Source organism: Paraburkholderia sp. D1E (assembly GCF_052682275.1).
In genome coordinates this window covers 7,299,018-7,325,684 of record NZ_JBQYMB010000001.1, presented here as the reverse complement: position 1 = coordinate 7,325,684, position 26,667 = coordinate 7,299,018, and the positions used below count along the sequence as shown (strand labels likewise).

Sequence of the window (26,667 nt, the reverse complement as noted above, 5' to 3'; positions counted from 1 at the left end):
GATGGTTTTGCGAGTGTCGCGAACAATGCCGGCGGCACCCCGGTTGAGACGGAATTTATCTTTTTTAGAAAAAATTGACTTATTGGAAAATTGGTCAATATACTGCGTGCCATTGCGCCGGTGGGGTGCGATGACCTGTGGAGGAGACCGATGGCGGACGCAGATCCAGATTCACGAGTGCGTGCCCTCGACGACATCTTTGCGCGATTCAATCGCAGTGATGCGCCGGGCCTGGTAGTTGGCATTGCACAACATGGCAAGCTGCTCTACCGGCGGGGCTTCGGGCTCGCGAGCGTGGAGTTGGCCGTGGCGAATCTGCCGGGCACGCGTATGCGCATCGGCTCGACCAGCAAGCACTTCGTCTGTCTCGCAGCACTGTTGCTCGCCGAAGACGGCAAGCTTGATGTCGATGCGAACATTCGCGCCTATATCCCTGAGTTGCCGGTCCTCGCTGGCGAACCGACGCTGCGCCAGCTCATGACACATACCGGTGGATACCGGTGCTACCTGGATCTGAGCGTGCTGGGTAACGTCGGCGCGATGATGGAAAAGGGCGACGCGTTCAGATATCAACTGCTGCAACAGGACGCGAACTTTGCGCCTGGCGAGCGCATGGCGTATTGCAACGGCGGCTACCATCTATTGTCGATCGCTATCGCGCGCGCCAGCGGCATGGCGTTTGAAACCTTCCTGAAGCGGCGTATCTTCGAACCGCTCGGCATGGTGGATACCGACTCCGTGCCGAGCGACCTCACCGTGGTGCCGGGCAGGGCCACGCCGCACGTATCGCAGCCGGACGGCAGTTATCGTCGCGGTGTTCTGCCGCTGGAAGATCTACTGGGCGAAGGCTCGATCGTCTCGACCGCGGCCGACATGCTCATATGGCTCGCGCACTTGCGCGGCACGAAGCGGATCGGCAGCGAGGCCACCTGGGCGCAGATGCTGTCGCCTGCCCGTTACTCGAGCGGTGTGGTGGGCACGTACTGCCTCGGGCTGGAGCGGGAGAAATATCGGGGTGTCGAGGTGATCCACCATGCCGGGGCGGTGGCCGGCGGAGCTTCGCAGATGATTACCGTGCCGGCGCACGAACTCGACATCATCGTGATCACCAACGGCGCTCCGGTCAGTCCAACAGAGCTTGCGTGGCAGGTGATCGACCGGCTGCTTGGCGACGACGCACTGGAGGCTGCACCGCCACGCGTCAAAACGGCGGAGCTGGCCGGGCTCCTCGGGCGCTACTGGTCGCAGGACACGCGAACGCTCGTCGAAATACTCGACGATAACGGCGAGCTTGGCTTCAATCTGCTCAACTCGATAGCGTTGCCGGTGGTCGCCGACCAAAGCCGGTATTGCGTGACGTTTCCCGGCATGGGGCCGCTCTCGTTTCGCCATGTGCCGACGTCGCTGCTGAGCGATGCGCCGGTGATGGAGTTGTCCAATTGCGGGCACGTCGATCGGCTTGTGCGCCTGCCGGATGTTCCGCCGCCTGTCGCGGAATTTGCTAGCGGGTTTATTGGGAATTACGTGTCGAACGATCTTGCCGCGAGCGGAACAATCAGCTTCGACGGCAGCGAGGTCAGCTTGGCCGTCAGGGGTGTGCGCAGCGGCTGGAGTAGCGAACTGCAGGTGATATCGCGAGACGTTGCTGCAACCTCCGTTAAGCCCGGGGAATTGAGCGTGCCCGCGGTGCTGGTCGTCGAGCGGGAAGACGCGGGGCGGGTGTGCAGCTTCCGGTTGAGTACCACCCGCTCGATGAATCTGCATTTCGCACGGACTGACGATAACGCGACCCAGGGGCGCAAATAATGAAAATTTTCACCACAACGCTGATCACCGAAACGAATACCTTCGCGCCGAGTCCGACCGGACTTGGCGGCTACGAGGCATTCGGGATTTATCACGGCGATGCGAGCAAGGTGGCGCCGGACGGGCTCGGGGTGGGAATAGCCGAATTGCGCAGGCTTGCGGCCGCGCAGGGTCACGAAATAGTCGAGAGCCTGTCTACGATGGCGCAACCGGCAGGGCGTACCGTGCAGCGCGTGTACGAGAGTTTTCGCGAGGAAATTCTCGCGGACCTGCGAGCGGCGCTTCCCGTCGACGCTGTGCTGCTGATATTGCACGGCGCAATGATCGCGGAACACTGTGACGATTGCGAAGGAGATCTACTCGAGGCCGTTCGCGTGCTGGTCGGCGACGAGGTGCCAATCGGCGTGGAGCTCGATTTGCATTGTCACTTTACCGAGCAGATGCAGCGCAACGCAAACGTCATCATCTGCTACAAGGAATATCCCCATACGGACATTATCGAGCGCCTGCGAGAGGTGTTTGCGTTGACCGTGGCGACTGCGGAAGGGCGCGTGCGTCCTGTGACCGCGGTCCACGATTGCCGCATGGTAAGTAAATGGCATACCACCTGCGAACCGATGATCGACTTCGTTAAGCGCATGCAGTCACTGGAGGGGAAAGACGGCGTATTGTCCGTGTCGTTCGGCCACGGTTTTCCATGGGGAGATGTGGCGGAGACGGGCGCCAGGATCTGGGTAGTCACCGACAACGATGAAGCCACGGCTCAGCGCATCGCTGCGCAGCTAGGCCAGGAGTTATGGGACATGCGTGAAGCGGCACGCCCGGCACACCTGTCGATCGACGACGCGCTGGATCGCGCGCTCACTGGCGACGGCGGTCCGGTGGTGCTTGCCGATCTCGCTGACAATCCGGGTGGCGGCGCGCCATGCGACAGCACGTTTATTCTGCGACGGCTCATCGAACGCGGTATCACAGACGTAGCGCTTGGCTGCATGTACGACATCGGCGCGGTGCAGGTCTGCAGGGAAGCGGGTGTCGGTACGCGGCTTACGCTTCGGATCGGCGGCAAGTTGGGGGTGAGTTCCGGCGAGCCGCTGGATTTGACGGTCACGGTGCGCGCGCTAGCGGGTGAACATCATCAAAGCATGGGCGCTATGGCGCGCCCGCTGGGTTCGGCGGCGTGGGTGTCGACGGATGACAACATTGACATCGTGTTGATGACGGTGCGCGAACAAACCATTGCGCCAACTGCCTTTACCGGACTCGGAATCGACCTCGCGAGCAAGCGCATTGTCGTGGTCAAATCCTCGCAGCATTTCCATGCGGAATTTGCGCCGATTGCACGAGAAGTGCTCTACGTGTCGGCAGCGGGGGCATTAACGCCTGATTTCGCCAATATCCCGTACCGCGTTCGCAGTCTCAACTACTGGCCGCGCGTTGAGAACCCTTTTGAGGCGTGACGGGGAGAACACGCGAGAGCGAAACTTCATGCAGGCCGGGCGGTCGCCCGGCTGAATCGCGTCGTCTAGCCGGCGTTGAGCGTTGCTGAGTCAGACGCAACCAGGGCCCTTTGCTAGCGCAAAGAACCTCGGGTCATTCCTGCTTCTGAAGCTGCTCGATGACGCGCTGCTCCGCGCTTGTGCACACCGACAGAAGGCGGCACGGACCCTCAGATGCTGCAAGAAACGCGTGTCCCATGCTGCTATCGAAATAGACTGACTCGCCTTGCTTAAGCCGCACAGGAGCATAGAACTCTGTGTGGAACTCGACTTCGCCTTCCAGCATGTAGATAAATTCCTCGCCGGAATGCCTGATCAGGCTGCCGAATTCGTCGGTGAATTCCTCGATGGTGCGGGCTCGCACGTCGACAATCAGCGGTACCAGTTGCTTGTTCAGCAACTCCACGGCAAGGAACGTCTCCACATAGGGGCCAGTCCGCACGGCCACGCCCTCACCTTGTCGCTGAATGATGCGTCTGCCCGGCACCGACGGGGCTGTCTCGCTGCCCGGGCTTTCGCCGAGAAGTCCAAGCAACTCCGACATATTGACGCCCAAACCGGCGCTCACAAGCGAGAGCTTCTCGTAGGACAGGGACGCCCGTCCCATCTCGAGCTTCGAGATAGTTGAGATGGCGAGCCCGGTGCGTTGGCTGACTTCCTGCAATGTCAGCCCAAGTTTGTTACGCAGCGCGCGAATGGTCTGGCCGGGCTTGCTCAGACTGGATGGATCGTGGGTAGCAAGATTTTTCCGCATAGGTGTTTTCCGCATAAGCGACCAGTATGCCAAAAATTTTCATTACACGTACATTACGTCCTAAATTATTCATTGTGGAAAAAAATGTTCTATTTGGAAAATTGTTGGTGTAATGTGTGAGTCACGCAGCGATAACGGTCTGGCTGCGATGTGGACAGATATGAGAAATGACACCCGGGGAGCGCCAGCAAGGCGCGGGTGCTTGGAGGAGGGACAAATGAAATACGCTGGTCAGCGCCACTATTCCGCCAGCCGCGTTGGCGGTATCGGATTTGTGGCACTCCTACACGTCGCGCTCATCTACATTCTGGTGAATGGTCTCGCCTCGAAGGTGATTGAGGTGATCCGCAAGCCCATCGAAACAAGAATCGTCGAAGAGGTGAGACCGCCTGCGCCCAAGCCGGCGATCATCTTGCCGCCCCCGCCGAAATTCGCGCCCCCGCCGCCGTTCATTCCGCCCCCTGAAGTGGTGGTTCCCGCACAAGCGCAGCAGCCGGTGCTGGCGCAGCGATCGGCCACGCCTCAGCCGCAATCCGCACCCATGCCCGCGCCGGTTGTTGCGGCAGCGCCTGCGCATGCGGTGCACACGGAAGTGGGGGTGGTTTGCCCGAATTCGCAGCAGGTGAGGCAGTCGATGCGGTATCCGCGTGAAGCCCAGCGCAACAGCATTACGGGGGACGTACTGGTGGAGTTCGTGGTGGACGCACGCGGAAACATGCAGGACGTGCAGGTTGTGAAGTCGGCTGATCCCCTTCTCGATCGGGCCGCAGTGAACGCAGTCAAGCAGTTCAACTGTGTCGCGCAAGGAGAGGACGTTCGTGTACAGGTACCGTTCTCGTTCAATCTGAATTGAAGGCAACGTCAAGCAATGCTGGCGGGCGCTACCTGCCAGGTCTATGAAGAACGATCTTGGAGTGATGACATGAAGAACCCGAGTTTGGCCGCCATTGCGGCAAGCGCAATTTTCGCCCTGACCTCTGTGGCACTGCTGAGCGCAACGGGGACCGCCTATGCGCAGTCCGCCAGCAGCACGGCCGCCACGCCGAGCGCACAGACGAGCGCACAGACGAGCGCACAGACGAGCGCCGCGCCCGCTGTGCAAGCGCTGGCAGAGCAGACCGACCAGCCCATTCCGCCGCCGCCGGTGGCAATGACCGAAGGGGTGTCGAATCCGTATGGGCTCGATGCGCTGTGGAAAGGCGGCGACATTGTTTCGCGGGCCACGCTCGTCATTCTGGTGATCATGTCGATGGGCAGCTGGTACATCATGGTGACCAAATTTTTCGAGCAATTCCGTGCCAACCGTCGTGCGCGTTCGGCTGACGAGAAGGTATGGGATGCGCCGTCCCTCGAAGCCGGAGTGCAGCAACTGGACGAAGCCAGCCCATTTCGCTTCATAGCGGGCAGCGGGATCGAAGCGAGTCGCCATCACGAAGGGGTGCTGCTCGAAAAAGTCGATCTCAACACCTGGATCAGCGTGTCGATCGAACGGGCAACCACGGTTGTTTCCAATCGCTTGCAGGATGGTCTCGCGTTTCTCGCGACAGTCGGCTCGACAGCGCCGTTTGTGGGTCTGTTCGGTACGGTCTGGGGTATCTATCACGCGTTGACGGCAATCGGTATTGCCGGACAGGCGTCGATCGACAAGGTGGCGGGTCCGGTGGGTGAAGCGCTCATCATGACGGCAATCGGTCTCGCGGTCGCCGTGCCGGCGGTGCTCGGCTACAACTTCCTCGTACGCCGCAACAAGGCCGTCATGGAGCGGGTGCGCGGCTTCGGCGCACAACTGCATACCGTACTCCTGAGCAGTGCGGGCACGGTCACGAAGGGTTCTTCGTATTCCGTTCCTGACGACGCGTCCTCGCGCCGATCCATGAAGGCAGCAACGTCGTAAGCGGAGCAGATCATGGCCATGAGTGCGGGACAAGGCAGCGACGAGCACGATGAGGTGATGTCGTCGATCAACACCACGCCGCTGGTGGACGTGATGCTGGTGTTGCTCATCATCTTCCTGCTCACCATTCCGGTCGCCACGCATAGCGTGAACGTCCGGTTACCGACGCAGACGGTCCAGCCGTTGCAGACCACGCCGAAGAACATCGTGCTTGCGATTAATCGCGACGGCGACGTGTTCTGGTCGGAACAGCACATTGATATGCCGACGCTGGTGGCGCGCCTGAAGCAGGTCGCGATACAGCAGCCGCAGCCCGAGGTCCAGATCCGGGGTGACGAGAATGCGCGTTACGAATACGTCGGCAAAGTCGTAGTGGCGTGTGAGCGAGCGGGTATCGCGAAGGTAGATTTCATTACGAATCCGGTTGCGCACGGCGGGTGAGGAGGCAGAAATGGGAATGAACATTCCGGCGGGTGGTAATCAGGAACCCGAAGTACTGGTCGAGATCAACACGACGCCATTAATCGACGTCATGCTGGTGCTGCTCATCATGCTGATCATCACCATCCCGATCCAGTCGCATGCGGTGAAGATGAATATGCCAGTGGGTACGCCGCCTCCCGTCGTGAAGGCTCCGCCGCCGGTGGTGGAGGTTGACGTGGACTTCGATGGCACCATCAGCTGGAATGGTGCGCCCCTTGCGGACCTAGGGGATCTCGATCAGCACCTTAAGACGGTGGCGGCGCAAGCGGACCAGCCGGAGCTGCATCTCAGACCCAACCGGCTGGTACCGTACCGTCGCGTGGCTGCTGTGATGGCGGCGGCGCAACGGCAGGGCGTCACCAAAATCGCGCTCGTCGGCAATGAGCAATTCATGCAGTAGGAACGTCTGGGATAGGTGGAAAATGAGTCGTGGACTTAGTTCTGGACGCATGTCGTCCGCTCTGCTGCGTGGGCTGTTTCTAGCGATCGGGGTGAGCGCTGTGCTCGTCAGCAAGTCGGCGTTTCCAGCCGAGACCCTCCGGCCGGAAGTAGCCAGACCATTGCAGACTGCGCGTGCGTTGTACCAGGCGCAACGCTACAAGGATGCGCTGGCGAGCGTCGCGCAGGCAGAGGCCGTGCCCGGCAAGTCGCAATACGAAAGCGACGTTATTGCACAGATGGGCGGCGCGGCAGCCGTTGCCGCCGGCGACCTCGCAGTGGCCGCACGCGACTACGGATTGCTGATCCAGAGCGGCCGCCAGCCGGTTGCGGAGCAGCAGAAGATGATGGCGGCTCTGGCGAGTCTCGCCTATCAGCAGGGAAATTATGCGCAGGCCGTGCAATGGGGGCAGCGTTATCAGAGCGCGGGGGTGGGCGATCAGCATATGAAAACGCTGCTCGCGCAGTCTTACTACATGGCGGGCAACCCCGGTGCAGCAGAAAAAATCCTCCGGCCGGCGGTGGATGCGGAGATGCGCGCCGGGCGTGCGCCTGACGCTGACGCGCTGAAACTGCTGGCGAGTTGTTATCAGAAGCAGGACGACAACGCCGGCTACACAGCGGTGCTGGAACAACTCGTTAAATATTATCCGACACCGGCTTATTGGGGCGAACTACTCGGCCGCCTGCAGGCAGATCCAAAATTCGCGGGACGATTCGAACTCGATGTCTATCGTCTCAAGCGAGCCACAAACAATCTGAGTGGCGCAAGTGACTACATCCAGATGGCGCAGCTCGCGATTCTGGCCGGGCACGGGGCGGAGGCATTGAGTGTGGTGAACCAGGGGTTCAGTTCCGGTGTGCTGGGCAAAGGCGCGGATGCGGGACGCGGCGAGCGGCTCAGGAACCTCGCCACCAAAGCGGCAGCTCAGCCGCAGCCGGCCGCTACGGTAGGCAACGGCGCCGAGTTGGTCGAAACCGGCTTCAACGAGGCGCTCTCGGGAAAAAATCAGGAAGGCATAGCCTTGATCGAGACGGGCCTTGCGAAAGGCGGCCTTGCGGATCCGAATGAAGCGCGCTTGCATCTTGGCATTGCTTACTACCTGGCCGGTCAAAAGGGGAAAGCGCTGAATGCATTTGACGTCGTCGCCGGCAATGGCGAAGCGGCCACGCTGGCTCGACTGTGGAAGCTCGCATCGCGTAGTGCATGATCGATATTACGAAAAAGGCCCCCAATGCATAATGCCCCCGCAACCCTGAGATTTGTCGTCGCCGGAATCTGTCACGAGACCAATACCTATGCGACGGAGTTCACGGGTCACACCCAGCTATCCGGCTTCAGGTGTGTCAGTGGCGATGAAGTTGAAGCCGAGTACGCAGGAACCAATCGTTCGGTAGGCGGCTATATCGAAGCGGCCGCCGCGTCGGGGATCGAACTGGTTTACTCGACCGTGGCTTTCGCGTGGCCGTCCGGAACCATTGACGCGAGTGTCTACGAGCACCTGAAGCGATCTGTGCTCACCGGAATCAACAACGCACTCCCGGTTGATGGGGTCTTGATGGCGCCGCACGGAGCGGGTGTCGTGGAGGGGATCGACGATCTCGAAGGCGACCTGCTCGCGGCGGTACGCGAGTTGGTCGGCGATGAGGTGCCCATCGCATCGGTCTACGATCTGCACGGGCAGATGACCGAGCAGATGCGTGTCTATAGCGACCTGACGCTGCCGTGCCGACTCTATCCGCATACGGACCTCCTTCAGCGCGGCGTCGAGGCTGTCGAGCTGCTGGCCCAGACAGCCCGCGGGGTGATCAGGCCGGTCACTGCAATTCACCAGTTGCCCATGCTGGGTATCGTCATGAGCACGGATTCCGGGTTGCCCGCGGCGGACGTCAACGATTTGTGCGCGCGTATCGGTGAACGGCCGGGGGTGATCGATTGCTCCTGGTTCCATGGTTTTCCGTACGCCGATATTCCCGCGCCGTGCCTCACGGTGGTGTGTACGACCGATGGCGACCTTGACCTCGCGCAGCGCTGCGCCGACGAAGTTGCCGACTGGATCTGGGCTAACCGGGAGGCGTTCAGGCCCAAGGTCCTTGCGCCGGAGGAGGGCGTCAGGCAGGCCCTTGCGGTCGAGTCAGGTCTGGTTGTGATCAACGAGAGTTCGGACAACCCAGGTGGCGGCGCGCCTGGCGATGCGACGCATTTGTTGCGGGCGCTTCTGCACGCGCAGCTTCCGCCCGAGACCGCGTGCTTCGTGGCGATTCACGATCCAGACGTCGCGCAGCAAGCTGAGCGTGCCGGCGTCGGCGCGACGATAGAAGTCGAACTCGGCGGGAAGTTCGGCAAGATGCAAGGCGCTCCCATCGTTGCACAAGCGTATGTCAAAGCCATTACCGACGGCCGCTTCACGAGTCTTCCAGGGTCCATGCTGGAGGGCCTTCAATTCGATCTGGGGACATCGTGCAGGCTCATCATCGAGGGCGTCGACGTTATTGTTATCTCGCGTCCGACGCAAACCTTCGATCACGCGATGTTGCTGCTTCATGGCATCGACGTGAAGTGCCGCAAGATCGTTGCGCTCAAAAGCTCCAACCATTTCCGGGCAGGATTCCATGCCCTGGCCTCGGCAATCATTACTGTCGATAGCCCGGGACTGAGTTCAGCCGATGTCGCATCGTTTCCTCGTTCGCGCCTCGCGCAGCACCTTTGGCCACTCCATGAAGACGTCGTGCGAGTCAGGTCCGAGCAGGTTGCCGAGCCAACTCGGGACGCTTGAGTTTTATTTACCCGGACCGCTCACGCTATGTCGGCTGCGTCGCCAGGCGCCGGCAGCCTGGCATTTCGCGAGCGAGTCCGTCAACGGTCGACCACCCGATCCGACTGGATCTACATTGAACTATGAGCAGCATTCAAAATATCCAGGTTCTACCGGCAACTAGTCCGGGGAATCCGATAACAAGCATCGATACACCCGCGCTACTGCTGGACGCCGACGCATTCGAGCGCAATCTCGACGTCATGCAGGCGCGAGCCGACGCGGCCGGCGTAGCGTTGCGTCCGCATGCCAAGGCGCACAAATGCCCGGCGATCGCACTCGCGCAGATCCAGCGCGGTGCAGTTGGCATCTGCTGCCAGAAGGTCAGCGAGGCGCTGCCTTTTCTCCATGCCGGTGTCACGGATATTCACATCAGCAACGAAATCATCGGTTCGGCGAAGCTGGACTTGCTGGCGCGGATGGCGTTGCATGGGCGCTTCAGCGTTTGTGTCGACCACCCGGATCAGGTGATGGCGTTAGCGGCGGCAACCGCCGTGCACGGCAGCCGTATCGATGTCTTCGTCGAAATCGACGTCGGCCAGAACCGCTGCGGTGTTGCCGATGCCAGGCAGGTGTTGCAATTGCTGGAGGTGATGTCCGCCCACGCTCAATTGACGTTCAAAGGCTTGCAGGCCTATCACGGCGGTATCCAGCACATCCGCGAATATGCCGAGCGGCGTGATGCCTCGGGAGTCGCCGCGGCTCGCACGGCCGAGGTCGTCGAGGCACTCCGCCGTGACGGTGTGGTCTGCGCGGTTGTCACGGGCGGCGGCAGTGGCAGCGTCGAGTTCGATCTCGCCAGTGGGGTCTACACCGAAGTGCAGCCCGGTTCCTATGCCTTCATGGATGGGGACTACGGTCGCAACGTCTATACCGACGCGCTGCGCTTCGAACACAGCCTGTTTCTCGCCGCGTCGGTGATCAGCGTTGGCAATAGTGACGCCGGACGGATCGTGGTGGTCGACGCGGGACTCAAGTCTCTCGCCGTCGATTCCGGTTTGCCGACGGTTTGGGGCGATGATGGCGCAAGCCGCACCTTGCACTACACGGTCGTGAACGACGAACATGGAAGTGTGCAGATGCTCAATCGCGACGTCGTCAAACCTGCGCTGGGCAGCCAGTTGCTGCTGGTGCCGGGCCATTGCGACCCGACGCTCAATCTGCATGACGAGATCATTGTGTTTCGCCGGGGAAGCGTTGAGGTCATATGGCCAGTGAGTGCTCGCGGCCATAGCCGCTAGACTGGCGCCTTCGCCGAGATTCTCATATTGTCGGTTTTGTGCGGTTTGCAAATGATTCTATGTTGGAAAGTTCTCCAACGTACTACTAACTGTTGCGCCTCCTTGGCGCTATGTCTTGTGGAGAGGCGTCATGGTGGTTCAAGAGTTGAATGTGAATGTCAGTGCCCTTGACGGTCTTTTTGCCCCTTTCAATCGCAGTGATGCACCGGGCCTGGTGGTGGGCATTGCGCAGCACGGCAAGCTGCTGTACCGGCGCGGCTTTGGGCTCGCCAGCCTGGAGCATGCAGTGGCCAATACGCCGGGCACGCGCCTGCGGATCGGCTCGATCAGCAAGCACTTCGCCGCTCTGCTGACTCTGCTGCTGGTCGAGGAGGGCAAACTCAGTCTCGACACACCGATCCGAAGCTACATTCCTGAACTTACCGGCCCAGGCGGCGACCCCACGGTTCGGCAACTCCTGATGCATCGTGGCGGCTCCCGCTGCTATCTCGACATCGGCTTCCTGTGCCGCGGATTGGCGATTGCACCGCTGGGTACCGCGCTGGCCACGCAGGTTCGCCAGACGGGTCGCAACTTCGCGCCCGGCGACATGATAATTTACAACAACGGCGGCTATCACCTGGTTTCGATTGCGATCGAGCGGGTGGGCGGTGCGTCGTTCGAAACCCAGCTAAAGGAGCGCCTGTTCCATCCTTTGGGGATGCTCGATACCGAGTCGATCCCAAGCGATTACAGCATCACGCCGGGCATTGCGACGATGCACACGCCGGCGCCGGGCGGTGGCTGGCGGCGTGGTCTGTTCCCCTCGGAGGAAAACCGTGGCGAGGGCGCCATCGTTTCGACGGTCGACGACATGCTGCGCTGGACCGAACATCTTCGGACGCGAGACCGGTTCGGCTCGCCCGCGACCTGGACTGCGCTGACCGGGCTAGCCCCTTTTCCTGACGGAACCGCCGGAAGTTATGCACTGGGTTTGATGGTCCAGTCCTATCGGGGGGTGCGAATCGTGCATCACTCCGGCGGTGTGGTCGGCGGGTCGAGCCAGATGCTCACGGCACCCGACCACGGGCTCGACATCGTGATCATGGCCAATGGCGCACCCGCGTGCTATCCGGTGAAGCTGGCCGAGCAGGCGCTCGATCTCATCCTCGCCGACCATCTGGGTGAGCGCACGCCTACGGTCGCGGCGGCTGACTACAAGGACCTGCTCGGCGACTGGTGGTCAACGGACACCGGCATGATCTACGGCCTGGTCGATGAGGAGGGCGTGCTGAAGCTGTCGCTGTGCAGTAGTCCGAAGGGGTTGCCGTTGGAGAAAGGACTTAACGGCCGGGCGGTTGCGCGGGGCGTCGGTGCGGGCATGGGCGATGTCGAAATCGGGCTGGAGGAAGCCGCGCGCGGCGATGGGATGACCGTCAGGTTCGGCGGGCAATCCGCAATCTATCGAAAGGTCGTGAGAGACATCGCGAGCGCTGAAGCCTTCGCCGAAGCGGTCGTTGGCCGGTACTACAGCGCCGATGCCGACTGCACGGCCGTGATCGCCCGGGACGGTGAGCGCATCGTGCTTCGCTGTGGCGATGCTTACGGGCAAACCGAGAGCGATCTGGTTTGTCTGGGCGAGACGCTTGCATGCACTGCGCCCTCTCTGGCGGGGTGGTCCTGTGCGTTGAGTTTTTCGAAGCAAGGCGGGCAAGTGAGCGGATTCCAGATCAATTCAGGGCGAACGCGGAATCTCTCGTTCGAACGGAAACAGGCAAGCTGAGTCCCAGTTCGGGGCGGACATTCGAGTGCATTGAATGTCCATTTTGGCAAATGGTTATCGCGCCGCTATGGCGGCAAATCTGTGGAGAAGCGCTATGGTGGGTCCGGAGTTGAAGGTGGATGTCAGCAGTGCCCTTGACGGTCTTTTTGCCCCTTTCAATCGCAGTGATGCGCCGGGCCTCGTGGTGGGCATTGCGCAGCACGGCAAGCTGCTGTATCGGCGCGGCCTTGGGCTCGCCAGCCTGGAGCACGCAGTGGCCAACACGCCGGGCACGCGCATGCGGATCGCCTCGATCAGCAAGCACTTCACCGCTCTCCTGGCCTTGCTGCTTGTCGAGGAAGGCAAGCTCGATCTCGACGCGCCGATCCGAAGCGTCATTCCCGAACTCGCCGGTCCGGGCGGCGACCCGTCGCTCAGGCAACTCCTTCTGCACCGAGGCGGCTCGCGCTGCTTTGTGGACATCGGCATCCTGAGCCGTGGACTGGCGGTGCCGCCGGTAGGGACGGGTCTCGCCACGCAGGTTCGCCAGACGGGGCGTAACTTCGCGCCCGGCGACACGATGCTTTACAACAACGGTGGCTATCACCTGGTTTCGATTGCGATCGAGCGGGTAGGCGGTGCGTCGTTCGAAGCCCAGCTAAAGCAGCGGCTGTTCCATCCATTGGGCATGCTCGATACCGAGGCGATCCCTAGCGATTACAGCATCACGCCGGGCATTGCGACGATGCATATGCCGGCGCCGGGCGGCGGCTGGCGGCGCGGCCTGTTTCCTTCGGAGGAGAACCGTGGCGAAGGCGCCATCGTCTCGACGATCGACGACATGCTGCGCTGGACCGAACATCTTCGTACGCAGGACCGCTTCGGCTCGCCCGCAACCTGGACGGCGCTGACCGGGCTTGTGCCTTTTCCAGACGGAGCCGTCGGAAGTTATGCGATGGGTCTGGTGGTCGAGTCCTATCGGGGGGTGCGTGTCGCGCATCACTCCGGTGGCGTGATCGGCGGGTCGAGCCAGATGCTTACGGCGCCCGACCATGGGCTCGACATCGTGATCATGGCCAATGGCGCGCCGGCGTGCAGCCCGGTGAAGCTGGCCGAGCAGGCACTTGATCTCATCCTCGCCGACCATCTGGGAGACCGCGCGCCAACGATCGCGGCGGCCGACTACAAGGACCTGCTCGGCGACTGGTGGTCAACGGACACCGGCATGATCTATGGGCTGGTCGAAGAGGAGGGCGTACTGAAGCTGTCGATGTGCGGAGCACCGCAAGGGGTGCCGTTGAGAAAAGCCCCTGACGGACGGGTCATCCTGCCAGCCGTAGGCATGGGTGAGGTCGAGCTCGGGCTGAACGATGCGGCCAGCAGCCGCGAGTTGACGATCCGGTTCGGCGGACACTCCGCGGTCTATCGAAAGGTTGCGAGGGACGCCGCCGACGCTGAAGCTTTCGTCGAAGCGGTCACGGGCCAGTACTACAGCGCCGATGCCGACTGCACGGCCGTGATCGTCCGCGATGGTGAACGCATCGTGCTTCGCTGCGGCGATGCGTATGGGCAAGCCGAGAGCGAGCTGATTTGTCTGGGCGAGACGCTTGCATGTCTCGCGCCCTCCATGATGGGTTGGTGCGCCGCGTTCAGTTTTTCGAAGCAAGGCGGGCGAATGACAGGATTCCAGATCAACTTGCCGCGCACCAGGAATCTCTCGTTCGAGCGGAAACAGAGAGGCTGAGCTCGGGCCGGTATCGGCGCACGCCAGGAACACACACGAAATCATGAATGCCGGTGACGGGACCCGCGTCCGTCACTTTTGTTTCGCAGCACGATGGAGTCTGCGTTGTGCAGACCCTAACCAATCATTGAGGTAGATGAAGCGTATGACGCAAGCTCAGCCTGTTTCGATCCCCAACACCCGGAAAATCGATTTTGTTTCCGGGGTTAACGGCCATCAATACTCGATCAGCGTGGCGTTGCCGTTGCTACCCGCGCCTGAATGCGGCTACCGGGTGCTCTATGTGCTCGATGCACATGCCTATTTCGCGAGCGCCATGGAAGCGGTTCGCGCCAACGTGCATGATGTGGTTGTCGTGGGTATCGGCTATCCCAGCGATCCTGCTTTTATCAACAAAGCCATTGAACCGCTTGGGGCGTTGCCGGGATTGAATGAACTGACGTCGATGTCCTATGCCTTCGGGTTGAAGCGAATGTACGACCTCAGCTTGCCGGTCAGTGTCGAAGTCCTTGCTACGCAGCAGATACCGGGCTTCAATCTGACACCGGAACGGGTTGGCGGTCTCGACGACTTTCTTGCGACGATCGAAACGGAGGTCAAGCCGCGCGTCGCGGAGCTGGTCCCCATCGACCGCTCGAACCAGGCGATCTTCGGACATTCGCTGGGCGGTCTGGCTGTTCTCCACGCGTTATTCGTCGAACCGAACGCTTTTCGAACCTTTATCGCGGCAAGTCCGTCGATCTGGTGGAGCGAGAAAGCGGTGCTGGCGAATGAGGAAAAATTCTCGGCCGCGGTGAGCGCCGGCACGGTCAGTCCACGGGTGCTCGTGACCATGGGTAGCGAGGAGGAGACGCCGACCGCTGTCCCGGCCGCGCTCGCTATGGCTCAGGCGGAACTCGACGCTCGCGTTCGCAGCAACCGGATGGTCGAGAACGCGCGTGAACTCACCGCAAGATTGCAAGCCTTGCGCGGATCGAACGGTTATCAGGTTGAGGATTACGCGGTCTTCCCCAAACAGGGGCACGGGCTTGCACCGTGGCCGGCGCTCGGTCGCGCGATCGACTTCGCTTTTAATTGAGCGGAAGAGGCAGTCGCCCAGTGGGGCGTCGGAGCACGGGAACGCGTGGCTGAACTGCATCCGTGTCGTACCGAACGCGTCACGGGGCATTGCCTGAAGACCTGAAGAAGGGGGCCGCCGCGAACGTGGCCCGACTTCTTAGCCGTGAGTCGCGCCCGGCGCCTTCGCGCGAGCCTGGAAGCGCCGATGTTCCTCGGGTGGCACCAATGATCCACCCGTCGTCCAGATCACGTGCGTCGCGGCGCTCAGGTCGAGATTGCGGGCACGCAAGTAGTCACGACCGGCGGCCGACTCGCTCAGCCATGCCGGACCACCGAGGCCCGCCACGGCCGACGGTTCAAGCTCGATCTCCATGGTCCGTTTGACCACGTGCAACTGCGTGTAGAGCTCATCGTCGCTCACTGTGAATACGCCGGCGAGCTGCGCGGCCATGAGCGGGCTGACAAGATACGACGCCTGCCCGACCGCGAGTCCATCGGCATCCGTGCGATTGTCGAGGCCGATGTCATACACGGACACGGGCTCATCGCAACCGGCCGCCAGTTGAACCAGCATGCACGGTGAAGCCACGGGCTCCGCGAAGAAGCAATGCACATGCGGGCCGAACAAGGCCGTCAGACCGTAGGTGATGCCGCCCGGCGCACCGCCGACGCCACACGGGATGTACACGAAGAGCGGATGCTCTGCGTCGACGATGCGGCCCGCCTCGGCAAGCTGCCTGGCCAGATGGCGGCCCGCGGCTGCGTAGCCGAGAAACAGCATCAACGAACCTTCGTCGTCGACGAAATGACAGCGAGGCATTTCCAGCGCCTGCGCGCGTCCGCCGGCAACGGCCTGGGCATAGTCGCCCTCGTGCTCGACGACCCGAACGCCACGCTGCCTCAGACGCTCCTTCTTCCACAGTTTCGCGTCGGTGGACATGTGCACGACGGCCTCGAACCCCAGCGCCGCCGCCATCACGCCGATACTCAAACCGAGATTGCCGGTGCTGCCGACCGTGACCGTGTGCTGCGCAAACAGCGCGCGTGCTGGCGGTGAGGCGAGGAGCCGACGATCACTGGTCGCATCCGCGAGGCCGCGTTCGATGGCGATCGACTCGGCCAGTGCCAGCACCTCGTGAAAACCGCCGCGAGCCTTGATGGAACCTGCCACGGGCAGCGCATCGTCGCGCTTGATGAACCACGCGCCCTGAGGCTTGCCCGGATCTGTCAGTGCGGCTTGCAGAGGGTCGGCGCGCACCAGCGGAGACTCCACCTTCCCCGCGGTCGCGCGGAGTTCGGGAAACAGCTGCGCCATCAACGGCTCGCAGCGCGCCAGCCGGTTCCCGGCTTCTGTGATCTGGTCCGCCGTGGGCGCGTTGGCCGGCAAAGGGCGACCGACGTTCGGGTTGAGCCACAGCAGCGGTTTCCGCGATCTTAGTTCGGATAACAAATCGTTGGATTCAAGCATGGACTATCTCAGTGACGCCGGCTCGAATGGGCAACTCGTGTGGCTGGCGGCGGAGCGCACCGCCGTTCGGTATGGTGGCGCGACCCGACAATGCGGGCCGCGCCACCGCGGAGACGCCGGCAATCTCCGCGCCCATGATCCGTTTTAGAACGGCACGTCAACCTGCATGCCGATTGTCAGAGGCTGGATAAAGATAACCGAGGCGGGGCCTCCGAGCGGAACGAAGGAGCTCCCCTGCTTGCATGCCGCGTCTGTTGAACAGGTTATGAACAAAGAACGAGACGTTTGCTTTGCGCAGATCAATACCGGCACGCAGGTCCGTCGTGAAATAGCCCGGCATGTTGAAGTTCGGCGCGGTCTTGCTTCCGGGGAAGTTCGAGTTGCGTGGCCCGATATAGGCCTCGGTCGCGCCCACGTAGGCGCGATACGAGGCGACGTTGAAGAGATAGTCGAGATTGAGCGTGGCCGAGAAATCCGGCGTATTTGGCAGGCGGTCGCCCGAGACTGCCCCAATGCCCGGCACATCCTGGGTGAGCCGGGAGTCGAGATAGGTGAGGCCCGCGCCCAGATGCCACTGCGGAGTCGGATTCAGCGTGCCGAAGAATTCCAGTCCCCTCGAACGGGCCTTGCCGCCATTGGCTACCACACCGAGGGTGTTGATGATCGTATTGAGCTGGATGTTCTTCCATTCGATATCGAATGCGGAAACGGATAACGACGCGCGCTTATCCAGGAAATCGGCCTTGTAGCCCACTTCATAACTGGTCAGCGTGTCGGGGTTGAACGTTCCCGGCGACATTTGCCCAGTGACGGGATCGTGATAGCTCGGCTGCGGACCACCCGGGCGGTAGCCGCTTGCAATCCGCCCGTACAGGCTGCTGTTCTGCGTGACCAGATAGCCGAGCGTGAAGAGATACGTCTTGCTCGTGTCAGCTGACTGACCGGGCTGATTCCCCGAACCGGCAAGCGGGCCCGACGCGATGGCGCTGAATGTCTGATCGTTGTGGGCAATCCGCAAACCGGCGGTTGCGGACAATCGGCTGGTGAAGTGATAGGTCAGATCGCCGTAGGCTGCATATTCCTTGTAGGTCGACGGAAATTGATTCGTGAGCAGATTGAGCGATGTCGTGGGCCCAGTGGCGGTGAGAGACTGATTCTGGCTGGTGCGTTCGCTTGTGTAAAAAAGCCCTGCGATCCACTCGAGCTTGCGATTGGCCGGGGACGTGAGGCGCAATTCCTGAGTGAACTTATCCGTTGAGATAGCCAGATTCGCGGCAGCCGTACGAAACAGTGGCGCACCGAACTGGGCGTTCAGGATGCCAGGATAGACAGACGAATCGTCGCTGGTCTGGCTGGAGCGTATGGTCTGATAGGCCGAAATAGCGTTCAGGCGTGCCCACCCGAAATCGTACTCAATGTTCGCGGAATAAAGCTCGATGATCTGGTCGAACGGTTCATCGACCAGCCGGTTCTGGGTAAGGTCGCCGTAGACCGGTTGCCGCGTGTAGAAGTTGTAGTCGACGGACGCCGTGCCATCGCGCTTGATCTGCTGCGTGGTCGCGGTCAGGCGCACTGTCAGTGCGTTGGTTGGCGTGACGGTCAGGGATGCCCGGCCGCCGCGGGTGCTGGCGCCGTCCACGCCTTTTTCCGGATCGCTGCCGACACGGTTCACGTAACCGCCGTCCTGCTGGTTGAATGCGCTGACTCGCAGGGCGGCGACGTCCTGCTTGATGGGCACATTCACCACCGCGCTCTCGGTATGGTTGAGGCCGCCGTGGTCGGTGCCCGAGAACATGATGCCTGCATGACCGGTGATGCCGCCTTCGGTGTCCGGCTCGTTTGTCACATATTTCAGCAACCCGCCCATTGCGCCCGCACCGTACAGCGTGCCTTGCGGACCTCGCAGCAACTCGATGTGGTTGAGGTCGAGCAGCCCCATGTCCAGTGAAAGTTGTGAGCCGGACCCATAGATCGTGCTGGAGCCAAACGGCACTTCGTCGACGTAGACACCGACTGTAGGCGAGATGTCCGTGCCGGTCGTGATCCCGCGCATGGTGATCTGGGCATTGCCCGCGCCCACCGAGGATAGGGATACGCCCGGCTCCTTCGTCAGGTAATCGCGCATTGACGCGTCGCCCTTGCGCTGAAGTTCTTGCGCACTCAGCGCATTCACTTGCATCGGCACTTCACGCGCCGGCTCCCGGCGCCGGTTCGCCGTAATTTCGACCGTGTTCAGGGTCGTGACGTCGCCAGTCGCAGCGGCCTTGGCGGGCGCTTTAGGTGTGGCCGGCGCCGTTGCTTTCGTGGCGCTCGCTGCGACGGGTGCGGAAGCCGGCGTGGGATTGGCGGGAACCGTTTGCGCATGCGCACACAGTACCGTCAGTCCGACAGCGGGCCCGACGAGCATCGACGCATAGCGCCCGCCCACGGGCCGCACGACAGCGCGACCGTTGTTACGTTTTTTCTGCGGGGGCCTGTTCTGCTTGGTTTTTGTACCCACGATGGGTCTCCTCCTTGAATTCCATGGTCTCGATTCAACTGGCTGGAGTGACCCGGCCGGATTTATGCAGCTCCTTGTACTGGGCCACGTGCACAAGGTAGCAAAAATTATCCTAAAAAGAAAAAGATTTTCAAAAATGGGGATTTAAGCCATCCTGGACAACCTGGGAAAACGCATCATCCCGGTCGCGATCGGTGAGTTTTGCCACACGCCGCGGGCTCTTCACATGGTTTGAGGTAGGGGAATTTTCCTAAATGGAAATATTTTTATCGTTCTGTACAATGGGCGGCAATGGCAGGGCACCCCGGCCTGATGACAATCATCGAAAGAGACAAAATGAAATTTTTCATGGCCGGGCTCGACACCGAAACCAATACTTTTTCGCCCATCCCCACCGGGCGGCAAAGCTTCGAGCAGTTATTGCTCGCCTATGGCGACGCCACGCAGCGTCAACTGAACTGCTGCTCAGCCCAGCTTGCAACCTGGAAGGAGATGGCCGATGCGCGCGGCTGGACGGCGGTCGAAAGTCTCTGCGCGGTGGCGGAACCGGGCGGCATTACCAGCCGCGCCGTGTATGAAGCATTTCGGGAAAGGATCGTTGCCGATCTGAAGGCGGCCGGCACAGTCGACTTCGTTATCCTTGCGCTGCACGGCGCGATGGTGGCCGACGGTTATGACGACGTTGAAGGCGATCTGCTCAGCCATATCCGGACTATTGTCGGGCCGGACCTGCCGATTGGGGTGGAGCTGGATCTGCATGCCCACCTCACCCCGCTGATGCTCGACAAGGCGACGGCAATCGTGACGTACAAGGAGTATCCGCACGTCGATATCGAAATTTGCGCGGCTCAACTCTTCGAACTTGTCGCCGATACGGTAGCCGGTAAAGTCAGGCCTCGCATGGCGATGTTCGATTGCCGGATGCTAGGCATCTTCAGGACCCAGGATCAGCCGCTGCGCGAGTTCGTCGAAAGAATGAAAGCGATGGAAGGCGCCGACGGCATTCTCTCCGTGTCTTTCGTCCATGGCTTCCCATGGGGAGACGTCGCGGACGTCGGCGCCAAGATGCTCGTGATCGCCGACGGTGACCATGACAAGGCCGCTGCCCTGGCCGCGGCACTGGGCGATGAACTCTGGAGCAAACGCGCAGCCCTGACGCCGGTTTTCAAATCGATAGACGAAGCGTTGGATCGCGCATGCGCCGCTGCCGAGGGGCCGATTGTTCTTGCCGATGTGTCCGATAACGCAGGCGGCGGCGCACCAGGCGACTCGACTTTTATTCTGCGGAGAATCCTGGAGCGGGGCATCGACAATGTCATTAGCGCCCTGTACTGGGATCCGGTTGCCGTCCGTTTCTGCCAGGAGGCCGGCGAAGGCGCGAGACTGAAACTTCGTATTGGGGGGAAAGTCGGTGCCGCTTCGGGCCAGCCACTGGATCTGGACGTTACCGTGCGCCGGATCGCGTCCGGCATCACGCAGAGATTCGGCCTCGTCCCCATCAGCATCGGCGACGCGGCATGGGTCAGCATCGGCAACGTCAATCTGATTCTGAACACACATCGAACGCAGGTCTTCCACCCTGAATTCATGGTCGCGTTGGGACTCGATCCGAGTCAGTTCAAGATCATTGTCGTGAAGTCCCTCAATCACTTCCACGCGGCCTTTGCCCCGCTCGCCAAAGACATTATTCACGTCGATGCGCCGGGCGCGCTCGAACGAGACTTTGCCACCCGGCTTTATGCAAAGGCGGGCAGATCATTGTGGCCTGCTACAGACGATCCATTTGCGGACACGCAGACTGGCCACTGATGGACCAGGGGGATGCGCGCAGCTGGTTCGAGTCTTTCTCGAGTCCGCTTACGGGCGGGCGGAACGAGCGAGAACGACCCGGCAATATCCCCCAGCGAGCAAAAGAATTACTTCATCGCTCAACTTTCATACAAAGATTAGAGGTCTGGAAATGGCGGTGCAAAATTATTTTTCAGCCACGTACGTCGAAGCGCGAGAAAAATTTATCAAGGCGGCTCAGGCCTTGGGCATGACCGTTGGGCGTGTATTTCATCCGCACAAGATCGGGCCCGATGGAGCGGCGCTTTCGATCGACTCAGCCCTGTTCTCGCCCGACAACGCGAGGTCACTGCTCGTCTTAACGTCTGGAACGCACGGCGTGGAGGGATTTTGCGGATCGGGATGTCAGGTCGGCTTGCTGAACGACACCGATTTTCTGGACGAACTGCGGGACAAGGCGGTCGCGCTGCTCCTGATTCACGCTGTCAATCCTTATGGGTTTGCGCATCTGCGCAGAGTGAACGAAGACAATGTCGACCTGAATCGCAATTGCACCGATTTCACCACGGCTGTCGGTGCTAACCCGGATTACAGGGAACTCGACGCATTGCTCCTGCCCGAGACGTGGCCGCCAACGGATGCCGATAATGAAGCGCTTGCCAGCTACATCCGGCAGCATGGCGAGCGCAAGTTGCGCGAGACCGCGACGAAGGGGCAATACGAGGTGCCTGACGGCATGTTCTACGGCGGAAGTTCGCGATGCTGGAGCACACGCGAGGTCAATGCGATTCTCGGTGCGCATCTGCCCAACTACGATCGTTTGGCGTGGGTGGACATCCATACCGGTCTCGGCGCTCACGGTCACGGCGAGAAAATCTTCATGAGAGGCGACATGCCTGAACTGCGGCGCGCGCGTAACTGGTGGGGCGCCGATGTCAAACAGATCGTCGACCCGCGTTCAGTTTCGGCCGTTATCGATGGGCCGTTGATGAATACCGTCTACGACGGATTCCCGACAATCGAAAAGACCACGCTTGGCCTCGAATTTGGAACCTATGAGACGTCGCGGGTCTTGCATGCGCTACGCGCCGACCATTGGCTGCATCGGCATCCGGACGGTTCCGCTGAACAGTCGGAGCAGATCGGCCGGAACCTGAAAGACGTCTTCTATTGCGATAACGACGCATGGAAAGGCATGGTGTTCGCACAGGCGCGCGTCGTCGCACTGCAGGCGATTTTTGGTCTTTCCGGGAAGGGCGACCAGGCATAAGTCCTGGAATGCTCCAGTGATTCCTTTTTCAGTCCGGCGTCGCGGGACCAACACCTCTCCTCTATCAGAAGAGAGGGATTTCATTCGCTCGCTTACTTGGTCGTATAACCGCCGTTGATCAGAATGGTTTGTCCCGTAATCCACCATCCGTCGCTGACCAGATGACGGATGAAGGGCACCACATCCTCGATGTCGGTCAAACCAGTCGTGGAGAACGGCGAGAGTGCGGCGGCGGTCTTGTGGTAGGCCACCGCGTCCGCGCCTTCGGCGGGATAGAAGAACGGCGTGTCCATGGGCCCGGGGCCGATGGCCGTTACGGAAATGCCGCGTGCGCCGAATTCCTTGGCCGCCGCGCGTGTGAAGTGCTCGACCGGCGCTTTGGTGCCCGCGTAGGCTGCGTAAAACGGTGTGAACGCGCCGAGCAGCGACGTGACGAGCGTGACGATCTTGCCATTGTCGTTTACGTGTTTGCCTGCCTCTTTGAGAAAGAAAAACGCGGTCTTGGAATTCACCGCGGTCATTTCCTCGTATTCGGCCTCGGTGATGTCGACGAACGGCTTCTTCAGTACCTTGCCCACCGTATTGATTGCGATATCAGGGCGGCCAACGGCAGCGGTGACATCCGAAAACAGCTTCTCCACCGCGCCGGCCGAGGTCAGATCGGCCTGGAAAGCAACCGCCTTGGCGCCCGCCGCCTCGATCGCGGCAAGCGTTGCGTCCGCTGCGGCCTTCGAGCTCGCGCTGTTGTAGTGGATCGCTACCGCTTTGGCGCCTTGCGCGGCGAGATCCCGCGCAATCAGTCCGCCGAGATTTTTCGCTCCGCCCGCAATGACGACAGTTTTGCCTTTGATGCTGTGGTTTGCCATGGTTCATCCCCAGTGCTGAAGCCGCCCTATGCAGCCTCTCATCCTGTCGGATGATATATTCCAGGAAAATCATTTAAATCTACTATTTCTGACATCACTGGTCAGAAAAGTCGAACAGTGGAAGGCATGCATGGACGTGGCGAAGAGCGAGACTGGCGGCGCGTGCGCGTGCCGGACCGATGGACGGCATCTCGCGCAGAAAGCTCGATACGACGGCGAGCGGCGCGCTAGCGAAGGCGGGAGCGAACGTGGATCGTATTGACCTGTTTCGCGTCTTCGTGCGCGTTGTCGAGTGCGCGAATTTCACGCGCGCGGCGAACACGCTCGCCTTGCCTCGCTCGTCGGTATCCGCGGCGATCCAGGAACTCGAAGGACGGATCGGCGCCCGGTTGCTGCATCGGACAACGCGTCAGGTGTCGCCGACCCAGGACGGCGCCGCGCTCTATGAGCGCTGTCTGCGCCTGATCGCCGATGTTGAGGAGACCGAGAACCTGTTCCGGCCGACATCGGTAGGACCGAGCGGCGTGCTGCGCATCGACGTGCCAGGCCGTATAGGCCGGCTGATCATCGCACCCGCACTGCCGGAATTCCTCGTCTCCTATCCGAAAATCGACATCACGCTCAGCCTGACCGATCGCACGATCGACCTTGTCGAAGAACGGGTCGACTGCGTACTGCGCGTAGGTAAGCCTCACGATTCCGGCATGATCGCGCGCCCCATTGGAAGTCTGCCCCTGATCAATGTTGCGAGCCCCCTCTATTTGTCCCATCATGGTACGCCGTGCACGCCCGGCGATATGACAACCCACCAGATCGTTCAGTATGCGTCGCCATCGAGCGGGCGTATCGCGCCCTGGGAATGGCTCGACGGCGAGACCGTAAGGACGTTGACAACGCAAGGCCGCGTGACCGTCAACAGCGCGGAGGCGTATATCGCATGCTGCCTTGCAGGACTCGGCTTGATCCAGATTCCTGCCTATGACGTGCAGCAGCATCTGCGTGCGGGCGAACTGATCGAGGTGATGCCTGAATACCGGGCTGCGCCAATGCCGATGAACTTGCTCTATCCGCATCGGCAACATCTGTCGCGCAGGGTACAGGTGTTCGCCGACTGGCTCGATGCGCTATTGAAAGGGCAACTTGTTTGCGATGCGGGTGGAAGAAAATGAAGCCGACCGATCAGGGCGCCGGTCCTTCCTCGCGCAGCAGCGAATAGCCTGTGCTAATCCTATTCGCGTGCCATGTCCCGCTGCATCAGAAACTCCCACGTGTTGTTCATGAACAGCGGAAACCCGTACCACGGCGCAGATGGCACGCGTGCGAGCAACGGCGGATGAGGGTTCCTGCAGGTCGCATCGCTGCCGTAGCCGACGAGCTCAGTGACGAGCGAGCTTGCGTCTCTGAGGATCTCCTCGGGAGAGCGATTCCAGATGTAATCGGAATCACCGCTTTGCGAATAGGCACGAAGGACTGCGCGGCCGATCGACGGTGCGTACCAGAATACTTCCTTGCTGTATCCAGTGACTGTGCAGTCCGCGTCGTCACAGTGCAGGGCGTGTAGTGTCGTGCTGGAGGAGTGCGGGTCGCGTTTGGTCCACGCGGTATTGCGCTCGATCACGAACGTATCGAACGTGCCCGCACCGACATGCCGTTTCTCGGTGCCTATGACATGACTCTGGGAGATCGCATGGTAGGCGTATTGCCACTCGGCATCATGGCCAACATGCGACGTGGCGTCTTCGCTGAACTCGTCAGACCACTTCTTACCTTTGGAGAGCGGGAACACCAGTAACTGTCGCTGTCCGTGCCGGGTTGCGTTGACCGGTGCGTACGTGTCGATCTGTTCCTCTATGTGCATGGTTGCATTGGGCCCGCCGACGTCATAGCTTGCGATACCGGAGGAGAGACCTTTGAGCGTCATTGTTGTAACTTGGGGTGAGCCGATGCTATAGCACCACGTCGTACCGGCAGCCGGGAGCGTTCTCGAGGGTGCGGAAGTCAGGTTTGCCGCGCCGGCGATGACTGGCGCGTTGCCGAGGAGCAGAATAAATGCAGCGTCGCGGATGAGATGCTTGACTCGCTGGGGCGGGATAAGAGGCATAGACTGACGGGCTTATTGAGTAGGAGTGCATCATGCCATCAAATTATCGAAATGGAAGACTCTGGCAGAGGGTTATGCGGGTTGAATTTCTCGACGCGCCGCCTGGCTGGTTTCAGATCCTGTTTGCGAATGCTTCCATCTTTCCAAAGGCAGTCGATCGCTACGAACTTCCCTTCATGAAAGCGGGCCGACACCGCAAACGAGTGCCGCCAGATCACCATCGTGTCGATGCTGCGTTCGACAGTGGTGCGCACTTGCTACGTTCAGTCCTTCACGAGGACATGTTTCGAGCGAGACGACCGTATCAACTTGAGAAAAGCTTGCAGGATCGGCGACTTATCTTCACGCCGATACAGGCAACTCAACTCGATCTCCCGCAACAGCGATGATTTGAGCGGGCGATACACCACGCCGGGCAAGCGCAGGTTGACCGCCGACTCCGTCGTCACGCAGACGCCGAAGCGGCTAGCAACCAACGCAATACACGTAACGACATCCTCAACTTCCTGTTCGACACGCAAGCGGACCCCTTCCGCGCGAAATGCGGCCGTGACCTCTTGCGCGAGCCCATGCACCGGTGCGTTGGGGTAAAGAATCATGCGCTCGTTGTCGAGGTCGCGCAGCGTCACGGTTTTCTTCTTGCACAGCGGATGACCTTCGTAGAGCGCAACGAGAAATGGCTCGCGCTGTACCCAGTCGACGGCAATATCGTTTTCGTTCGGCACCAGCCTGTTAAAACCGATCGTGATGCGACGCTCGCGAAGCGCCGCAATCTGTTCCGTTTTCGACATATTGTGCAAGCCGATTTTTACCTCGGGCCTCTCGGTATGAAAATCGGCAAGCAGTCGCGGAATCACATTCAGGATCCCGGAGCTGAAGATACCGACATCGAGCCGCCCCATATAGCCCCGGCCGGCAAGCTGGGTCTGTTCTTCGGCGCGGCGGGACAGCGCCAGAATGTTCGGCACTTCGTCGAGCAGCGCACGACCCGCTTCCGTCAGTTCCGCGCCTTTGGCCGTCCGGATGAATAACTGTGTGCCGAGTTCTTCTTCGAGTGCGCGGATATTCCGGGTAAGCGGCGGTTGCGCCATGTGCAGGCGCTCGGCCGCTCGCCCGAAGTTCAGTTCCTCCGCGAGGGCCAGGAAATAGCGCATCTGCTTCAGTTCCATCGTCTCTTCCCAGTTCGTACGCCGATATCG

Annotated in this window: 21 protein-coding genes; 15 read left to right on the top strand and 6 right to left on the bottom strand. The window is 60.9% G+C overall.

Features of this window, described 5'->3' with window-relative positions; genetic code table 11:
• Positions 1 to 150: 150 nt before the first annotated feature.
• Both ACUN0E_RS32925 and ACUN0E_RS32920 read left to right on the top strand, forming a co-directional pair.
• The gene (locus ACUN0E_RS32925) at positions 151 to 1,806 is read left to right on the top strand and encodes a serine hydrolase domain-containing protein (protein ID WP_445569213.1); all 1,656 of its coding nucleotides are present in this window, start codon (positions 151 to 153) and stop codon (positions 1,804 to 1,806) included.
• Positions 1,806 to 3,266, top strand: a complete 1,461-nt coding sequence (locus ACUN0E_RS32920; RefSeq protein ID WP_445569212.1) for a M81 family metallopeptidase — start codon at positions 1,806 to 1,808, stop codon at positions 3,264 to 3,266. Before ACUN0E_RS32925 ends, ACUN0E_RS32920 begins: the two co-directional genes overlap by 1 nt.
• A gap of 133 nt (positions 3,267 to 3,399) precedes the next feature.
• Here ACUN0E_RS32920 and ACUN0E_RS32915 read toward each other — a convergent pair whose 3' ends face one another.
• Entirely contained in the window at positions 3,400 to 4,059 is a 660-nt protein-coding gene (locus ACUN0E_RS32915) for a helix-turn-helix domain-containing protein (protein WP_445569211.1), read from the bottom strand.
• A 217-nt stretch (positions 4,060 to 4,276) separates the two neighbouring features.
• Between ACUN0E_RS32915 and ACUN0E_RS32910 the strand changes: the two genes are divergently transcribed.
• The 10 genes from ACUN0E_RS32910 to ACUN0E_RS32865 all read left to right on the top strand — a co-directional run bounded on the left by ACUN0E_RS32910 (position 4,277) and on the right by ACUN0E_RS32865 (position 15,494).
• Positions 4,277 to 4,912, top strand: a complete 636-nt coding sequence (locus tag ACUN0E_RS32910) for an energy transducer TonB (protein WP_445569210.1) — start codon at positions 4,277 to 4,279, stop codon at positions 4,910 to 4,912.
• 69 nt (positions 4,913 to 4,981) lie between these two features.
• Positions 4,982 to 5,953, top strand: a complete 972-nt coding sequence (locus tag ACUN0E_RS32905; RefSeq protein ID WP_445569209.1) for a MotA/TolQ/ExbB proton channel family protein — start codon at positions 4,982 to 4,984, stop codon at positions 5,951 to 5,953.
• A 12-nt stretch (positions 5,954 to 5,965) separates the two neighbouring features.
• Positions 5,966 to 6,394 carry an ExbD/TolR family protein gene (locus ACUN0E_RS32900; RefSeq protein WP_408223573.1) on the top strand — a complete coding sequence of 143 codons (429 nt, stop codon included), beginning with the start codon at positions 5,966 to 5,968 and terminating at the stop codon, positions 6,392 to 6,394.
• A gap of 10 nt (positions 6,395 to 6,404) precedes the next feature.
• A complete protein-coding gene (locus ACUN0E_RS32895) occupies positions 6,405 to 6,836 on the top strand; it encodes an ExbD/TolR family protein (RefSeq protein WP_408335938.1) in 432 nt (143 codons plus the stop codon).
• A 22-nt stretch (positions 6,837 to 6,858) separates the two neighbouring features.
• Positions 6,859 to 8,085 carry a tetratricopeptide repeat protein gene (locus tag ACUN0E_RS32890; RefSeq protein ID WP_445569208.1) on the top strand — a complete coding sequence of 409 codons (1,227 nt, stop codon included), beginning with the start codon at positions 6,859 to 6,861 and terminating at the stop codon, positions 8,083 to 8,085.
• A gap of 24 nt (positions 8,086 to 8,109) precedes the next feature.
• Entirely contained in the window at positions 8,110 to 9,651 is a 1,542-nt protein-coding gene (locus ACUN0E_RS32885; protein ID WP_445569207.1) for a M81 family metallopeptidase, read from the top strand.
• Positions 9,652 to 9,773: 122 nt separating this feature from the next.
• Positions 9,774 to 10,931 (top strand): DSD1 family PLP-dependent enzyme, encoded by a 1,158-nt coding sequence (locus tag ACUN0E_RS32880; RefSeq protein WP_445569206.1) that lies wholly within the window; start codon positions 9,774 to 9,776, stop codon positions 10,929 to 10,931.
• Between the two features lie 130 nt (positions 10,932 to 11,061).
• A complete protein-coding gene (locus ACUN0E_RS32875; RefSeq protein WP_445569205.1) occupies positions 11,062 to 12,693 on the top strand; it encodes a serine hydrolase domain-containing protein in 1,632 nt (543 codons plus the stop codon).
• A gap of 34 nt (positions 12,694 to 12,727) precedes the next feature.
• Positions 12,728 to 14,416 (top strand): serine hydrolase domain-containing protein, encoded by a 1,689-nt coding sequence (locus tag ACUN0E_RS32870; protein ID WP_445569204.1) that lies wholly within the window; start codon positions 12,728 to 12,730, stop codon positions 14,414 to 14,416.
• A gap of 145 nt (positions 14,417 to 14,561) precedes the next feature.
• Positions 14,562 to 15,494: an alpha/beta hydrolase gene (locus ACUN0E_RS32865; RefSeq protein WP_445569203.1), complete on the top strand. Its 933-nt coding sequence runs from the start codon at positions 14,562 to 14,564 to the stop codon at positions 15,492 to 15,494.
• 138 nt (positions 15,495 to 15,632) lie between these two features.
• Here ACUN0E_RS32865 and ACUN0E_RS32860 read toward each other — a convergent pair whose 3' ends face one another.
• Together ACUN0E_RS32860 and ACUN0E_RS32855 are read right to left on the bottom strand one after the other, a co-directional pair.
• The gene (locus ACUN0E_RS32860; protein ID WP_445569202.1) at positions 15,633 to 16,943 is read right to left on the bottom strand and encodes a D-serine ammonia-lyase; all 1,311 of its coding nucleotides are present in this window, start codon (positions 16,941 to 16,943) and stop codon (positions 15,633 to 15,635) included.
• A 157-nt stretch (positions 16,944 to 17,100) separates the two neighbouring features.
• On the bottom strand, positions 17,101 to 19,443 hold the full coding sequence (locus ACUN0E_RS32855) for a TonB-dependent receptor (RefSeq protein ID WP_445569201.1): 2,343 nt from the start codon (positions 19,441 to 19,443) through the stop codon (positions 17,101 to 17,103).
• Positions 19,444 to 19,755: 312 nt separating this feature from the next.
• On the opposite strand from ACUN0E_RS32855, the gene ACUN0E_RS32850 reads away from it, so the two are divergent.
• Both ACUN0E_RS32850 and ACUN0E_RS32845 read left to right on the top strand, forming a co-directional pair.
• Positions 19,756 to 21,252: a M81 family metallopeptidase gene (locus tag ACUN0E_RS32850; RefSeq protein ID WP_445569200.1), complete on the top strand. Its 1,497-nt coding sequence runs from the start codon at positions 19,756 to 19,758 to the stop codon at positions 21,250 to 21,252.
• A 151-nt stretch (positions 21,253 to 21,403) separates the two neighbouring features.
• Positions 21,404 to 22,501 carry a M14 family metallopeptidase gene (locus ACUN0E_RS32845; protein WP_445569199.1) on the top strand — a complete coding sequence of 366 codons (1,098 nt, stop codon included), beginning with the start codon at positions 21,404 to 21,406 and terminating at the stop codon, positions 22,499 to 22,501.
• A 92-nt stretch (positions 22,502 to 22,593) separates the two neighbouring features.
• Here ACUN0E_RS32845 and ACUN0E_RS32840 read toward each other — a convergent pair whose 3' ends face one another.
• Positions 22,594 to 23,367, bottom strand: a complete 774-nt coding sequence (locus tag ACUN0E_RS32840; protein WP_445569198.1) for an SDR family oxidoreductase — start codon at positions 23,365 to 23,367, stop codon at positions 22,594 to 22,596.
• A gap of 248 nt (positions 23,368 to 23,615) precedes the next feature.
• Here ACUN0E_RS32840 and ACUN0E_RS32835 point away from each other — a divergent pair, with 248 nt between their 5' ends.
• Positions 23,616 to 24,536, top strand: a complete 921-nt coding sequence (locus ACUN0E_RS32835) for a LysR family transcriptional regulator (RefSeq protein WP_445570566.1) — start codon at positions 23,616 to 23,618, stop codon at positions 24,534 to 24,536.
• A gap of 59 nt (positions 24,537 to 24,595) precedes the next feature.
• On the opposite strand, the gene ACUN0E_RS32830 is transcribed toward ACUN0E_RS32835, so the two are convergent.
• On the bottom strand, positions 24,596 to 25,288 hold the full coding sequence (locus ACUN0E_RS32830) for a hypothetical protein (RefSeq protein WP_445569197.1): 693 nt from the start codon (positions 25,286 to 25,288) through the stop codon (positions 24,596 to 24,598).
• A gap of 443 nt (positions 25,289 to 25,731) precedes the next feature.
• A complete protein-coding gene (locus ACUN0E_RS32825) occupies positions 25,732 to 26,637 on the bottom strand; it encodes a LysR substrate-binding domain-containing protein (RefSeq protein WP_445569196.1) in 906 nt (301 codons plus the stop codon).
• Positions 26,638 to 26,667 lie beyond the last annotated feature (30 nt).

Excerpts from the sequence above, each read along its gene's own strand:
- ACUN0E_RS32925 (WP_445569213.1), top strand. The coding sequence starts at position 151 with ATGGCGGACGCAGATCCAGATTCACGAGTGCGTGCCCTCGACGACATC.
- ACUN0E_RS32920 (WP_445569212.1), top strand. The coding sequence starts at position 1,806 with ATGAAAATTTTCACCACAACGCTGATCACCGAAACGAATACCTTCGCG.
- ACUN0E_RS32915 (WP_445569211.1), bottom strand. The coding sequence starts at position 4,059 with ATGCGGAAAAATCTTGCTACCCACGATCCATCCAGTCTGAGCAAGCCC.
- ACUN0E_RS32910 (WP_445569210.1), top strand. The coding sequence starts at position 4,277 with ATGAAATACGCTGGTCAGCGCCACTATTCCGCCAGCCGCGTTGGCGGT.
- ACUN0E_RS32905 (WP_445569209.1), top strand. The coding sequence starts at position 4,982 with ATGAAGAACCCGAGTTTGGCCGCCATTGCGGCAAGCGCAATTTTCGCC.
- ACUN0E_RS32900 (WP_408223573.1), top strand. The coding sequence starts at position 5,966 with ATGGCCATGAGTGCGGGACAAGGCAGCGACGAGCACGATGAGGTGATG.
- ACUN0E_RS32895 (WP_408335938.1), top strand. The coding sequence starts at position 6,405 with ATGGGAATGAACATTCCGGCGGGTGGTAATCAGGAACCCGAAGTACTG.
- ACUN0E_RS32890 (WP_445569208.1), top strand. The coding sequence starts at position 6,859 with ATGAGTCGTGGACTTAGTTCTGGACGCATGTCGTCCGCTCTGCTGCGT.
- ACUN0E_RS32885 (WP_445569207.1), top strand. The coding sequence starts at position 8,110 with ATGCATAATGCCCCCGCAACCCTGAGATTTGTCGTCGCCGGAATCTGT.
- ACUN0E_RS32880 (WP_445569206.1), top strand. The coding sequence starts at position 9,774 with ATGAGCAGCATTCAAAATATCCAGGTTCTACCGGCAACTAGTCCGGGG.
- ACUN0E_RS32875 (WP_445569205.1), top strand. The coding sequence starts at position 11,062 with ATGGTGGTTCAAGAGTTGAATGTGAATGTCAGTGCCCTTGACGGTCTT.
- ACUN0E_RS32870 (WP_445569204.1), top strand. The coding sequence starts at position 12,728 with ATGTCCATTTTGGCAAATGGTTATCGCGCCGCTATGGCGGCAAATCTG.
- ACUN0E_RS32865 (WP_445569203.1), top strand. The coding sequence starts at position 14,562 with ATGACGCAAGCTCAGCCTGTTTCGATCCCCAACACCCGGAAAATCGAT.
- ACUN0E_RS32860 (WP_445569202.1), bottom strand. The coding sequence starts at position 16,943 with ATGCTTGAATCCAACGATTTGTTATCCGAACTAAGATCGCGGAAACCG.
- ACUN0E_RS32850 (WP_445569200.1), top strand. The coding sequence starts at position 19,756 with ATGACAATCATCGAAAGAGACAAAATGAAATTTTTCATGGCCGGGCTC.
- ACUN0E_RS32845 (WP_445569199.1), top strand. The coding sequence starts at position 21,404 with ATGGCGGTGCAAAATTATTTTTCAGCCACGTACGTCGAAGCGCGAGAA.
- ACUN0E_RS32840 (WP_445569198.1), bottom strand. The coding sequence starts at position 23,367 with ATGGCAAACCACAGCATCAAAGGCAAAACTGTCGTCATTGCGGGCGGA.
- ACUN0E_RS32830 (WP_445569197.1), bottom strand. The coding sequence starts at position 25,288 with ATGACGCTCAAAGGTCTCTCCTCCGGTATCGCAAGCTATGACGTCGGC.
- ACUN0E_RS32825 (WP_445569196.1), bottom strand. The coding sequence starts at position 26,637 with ATGGAACTGAAGCAGATGCGCTATTTCCTGGCCCTCGCGGAGGAACTG.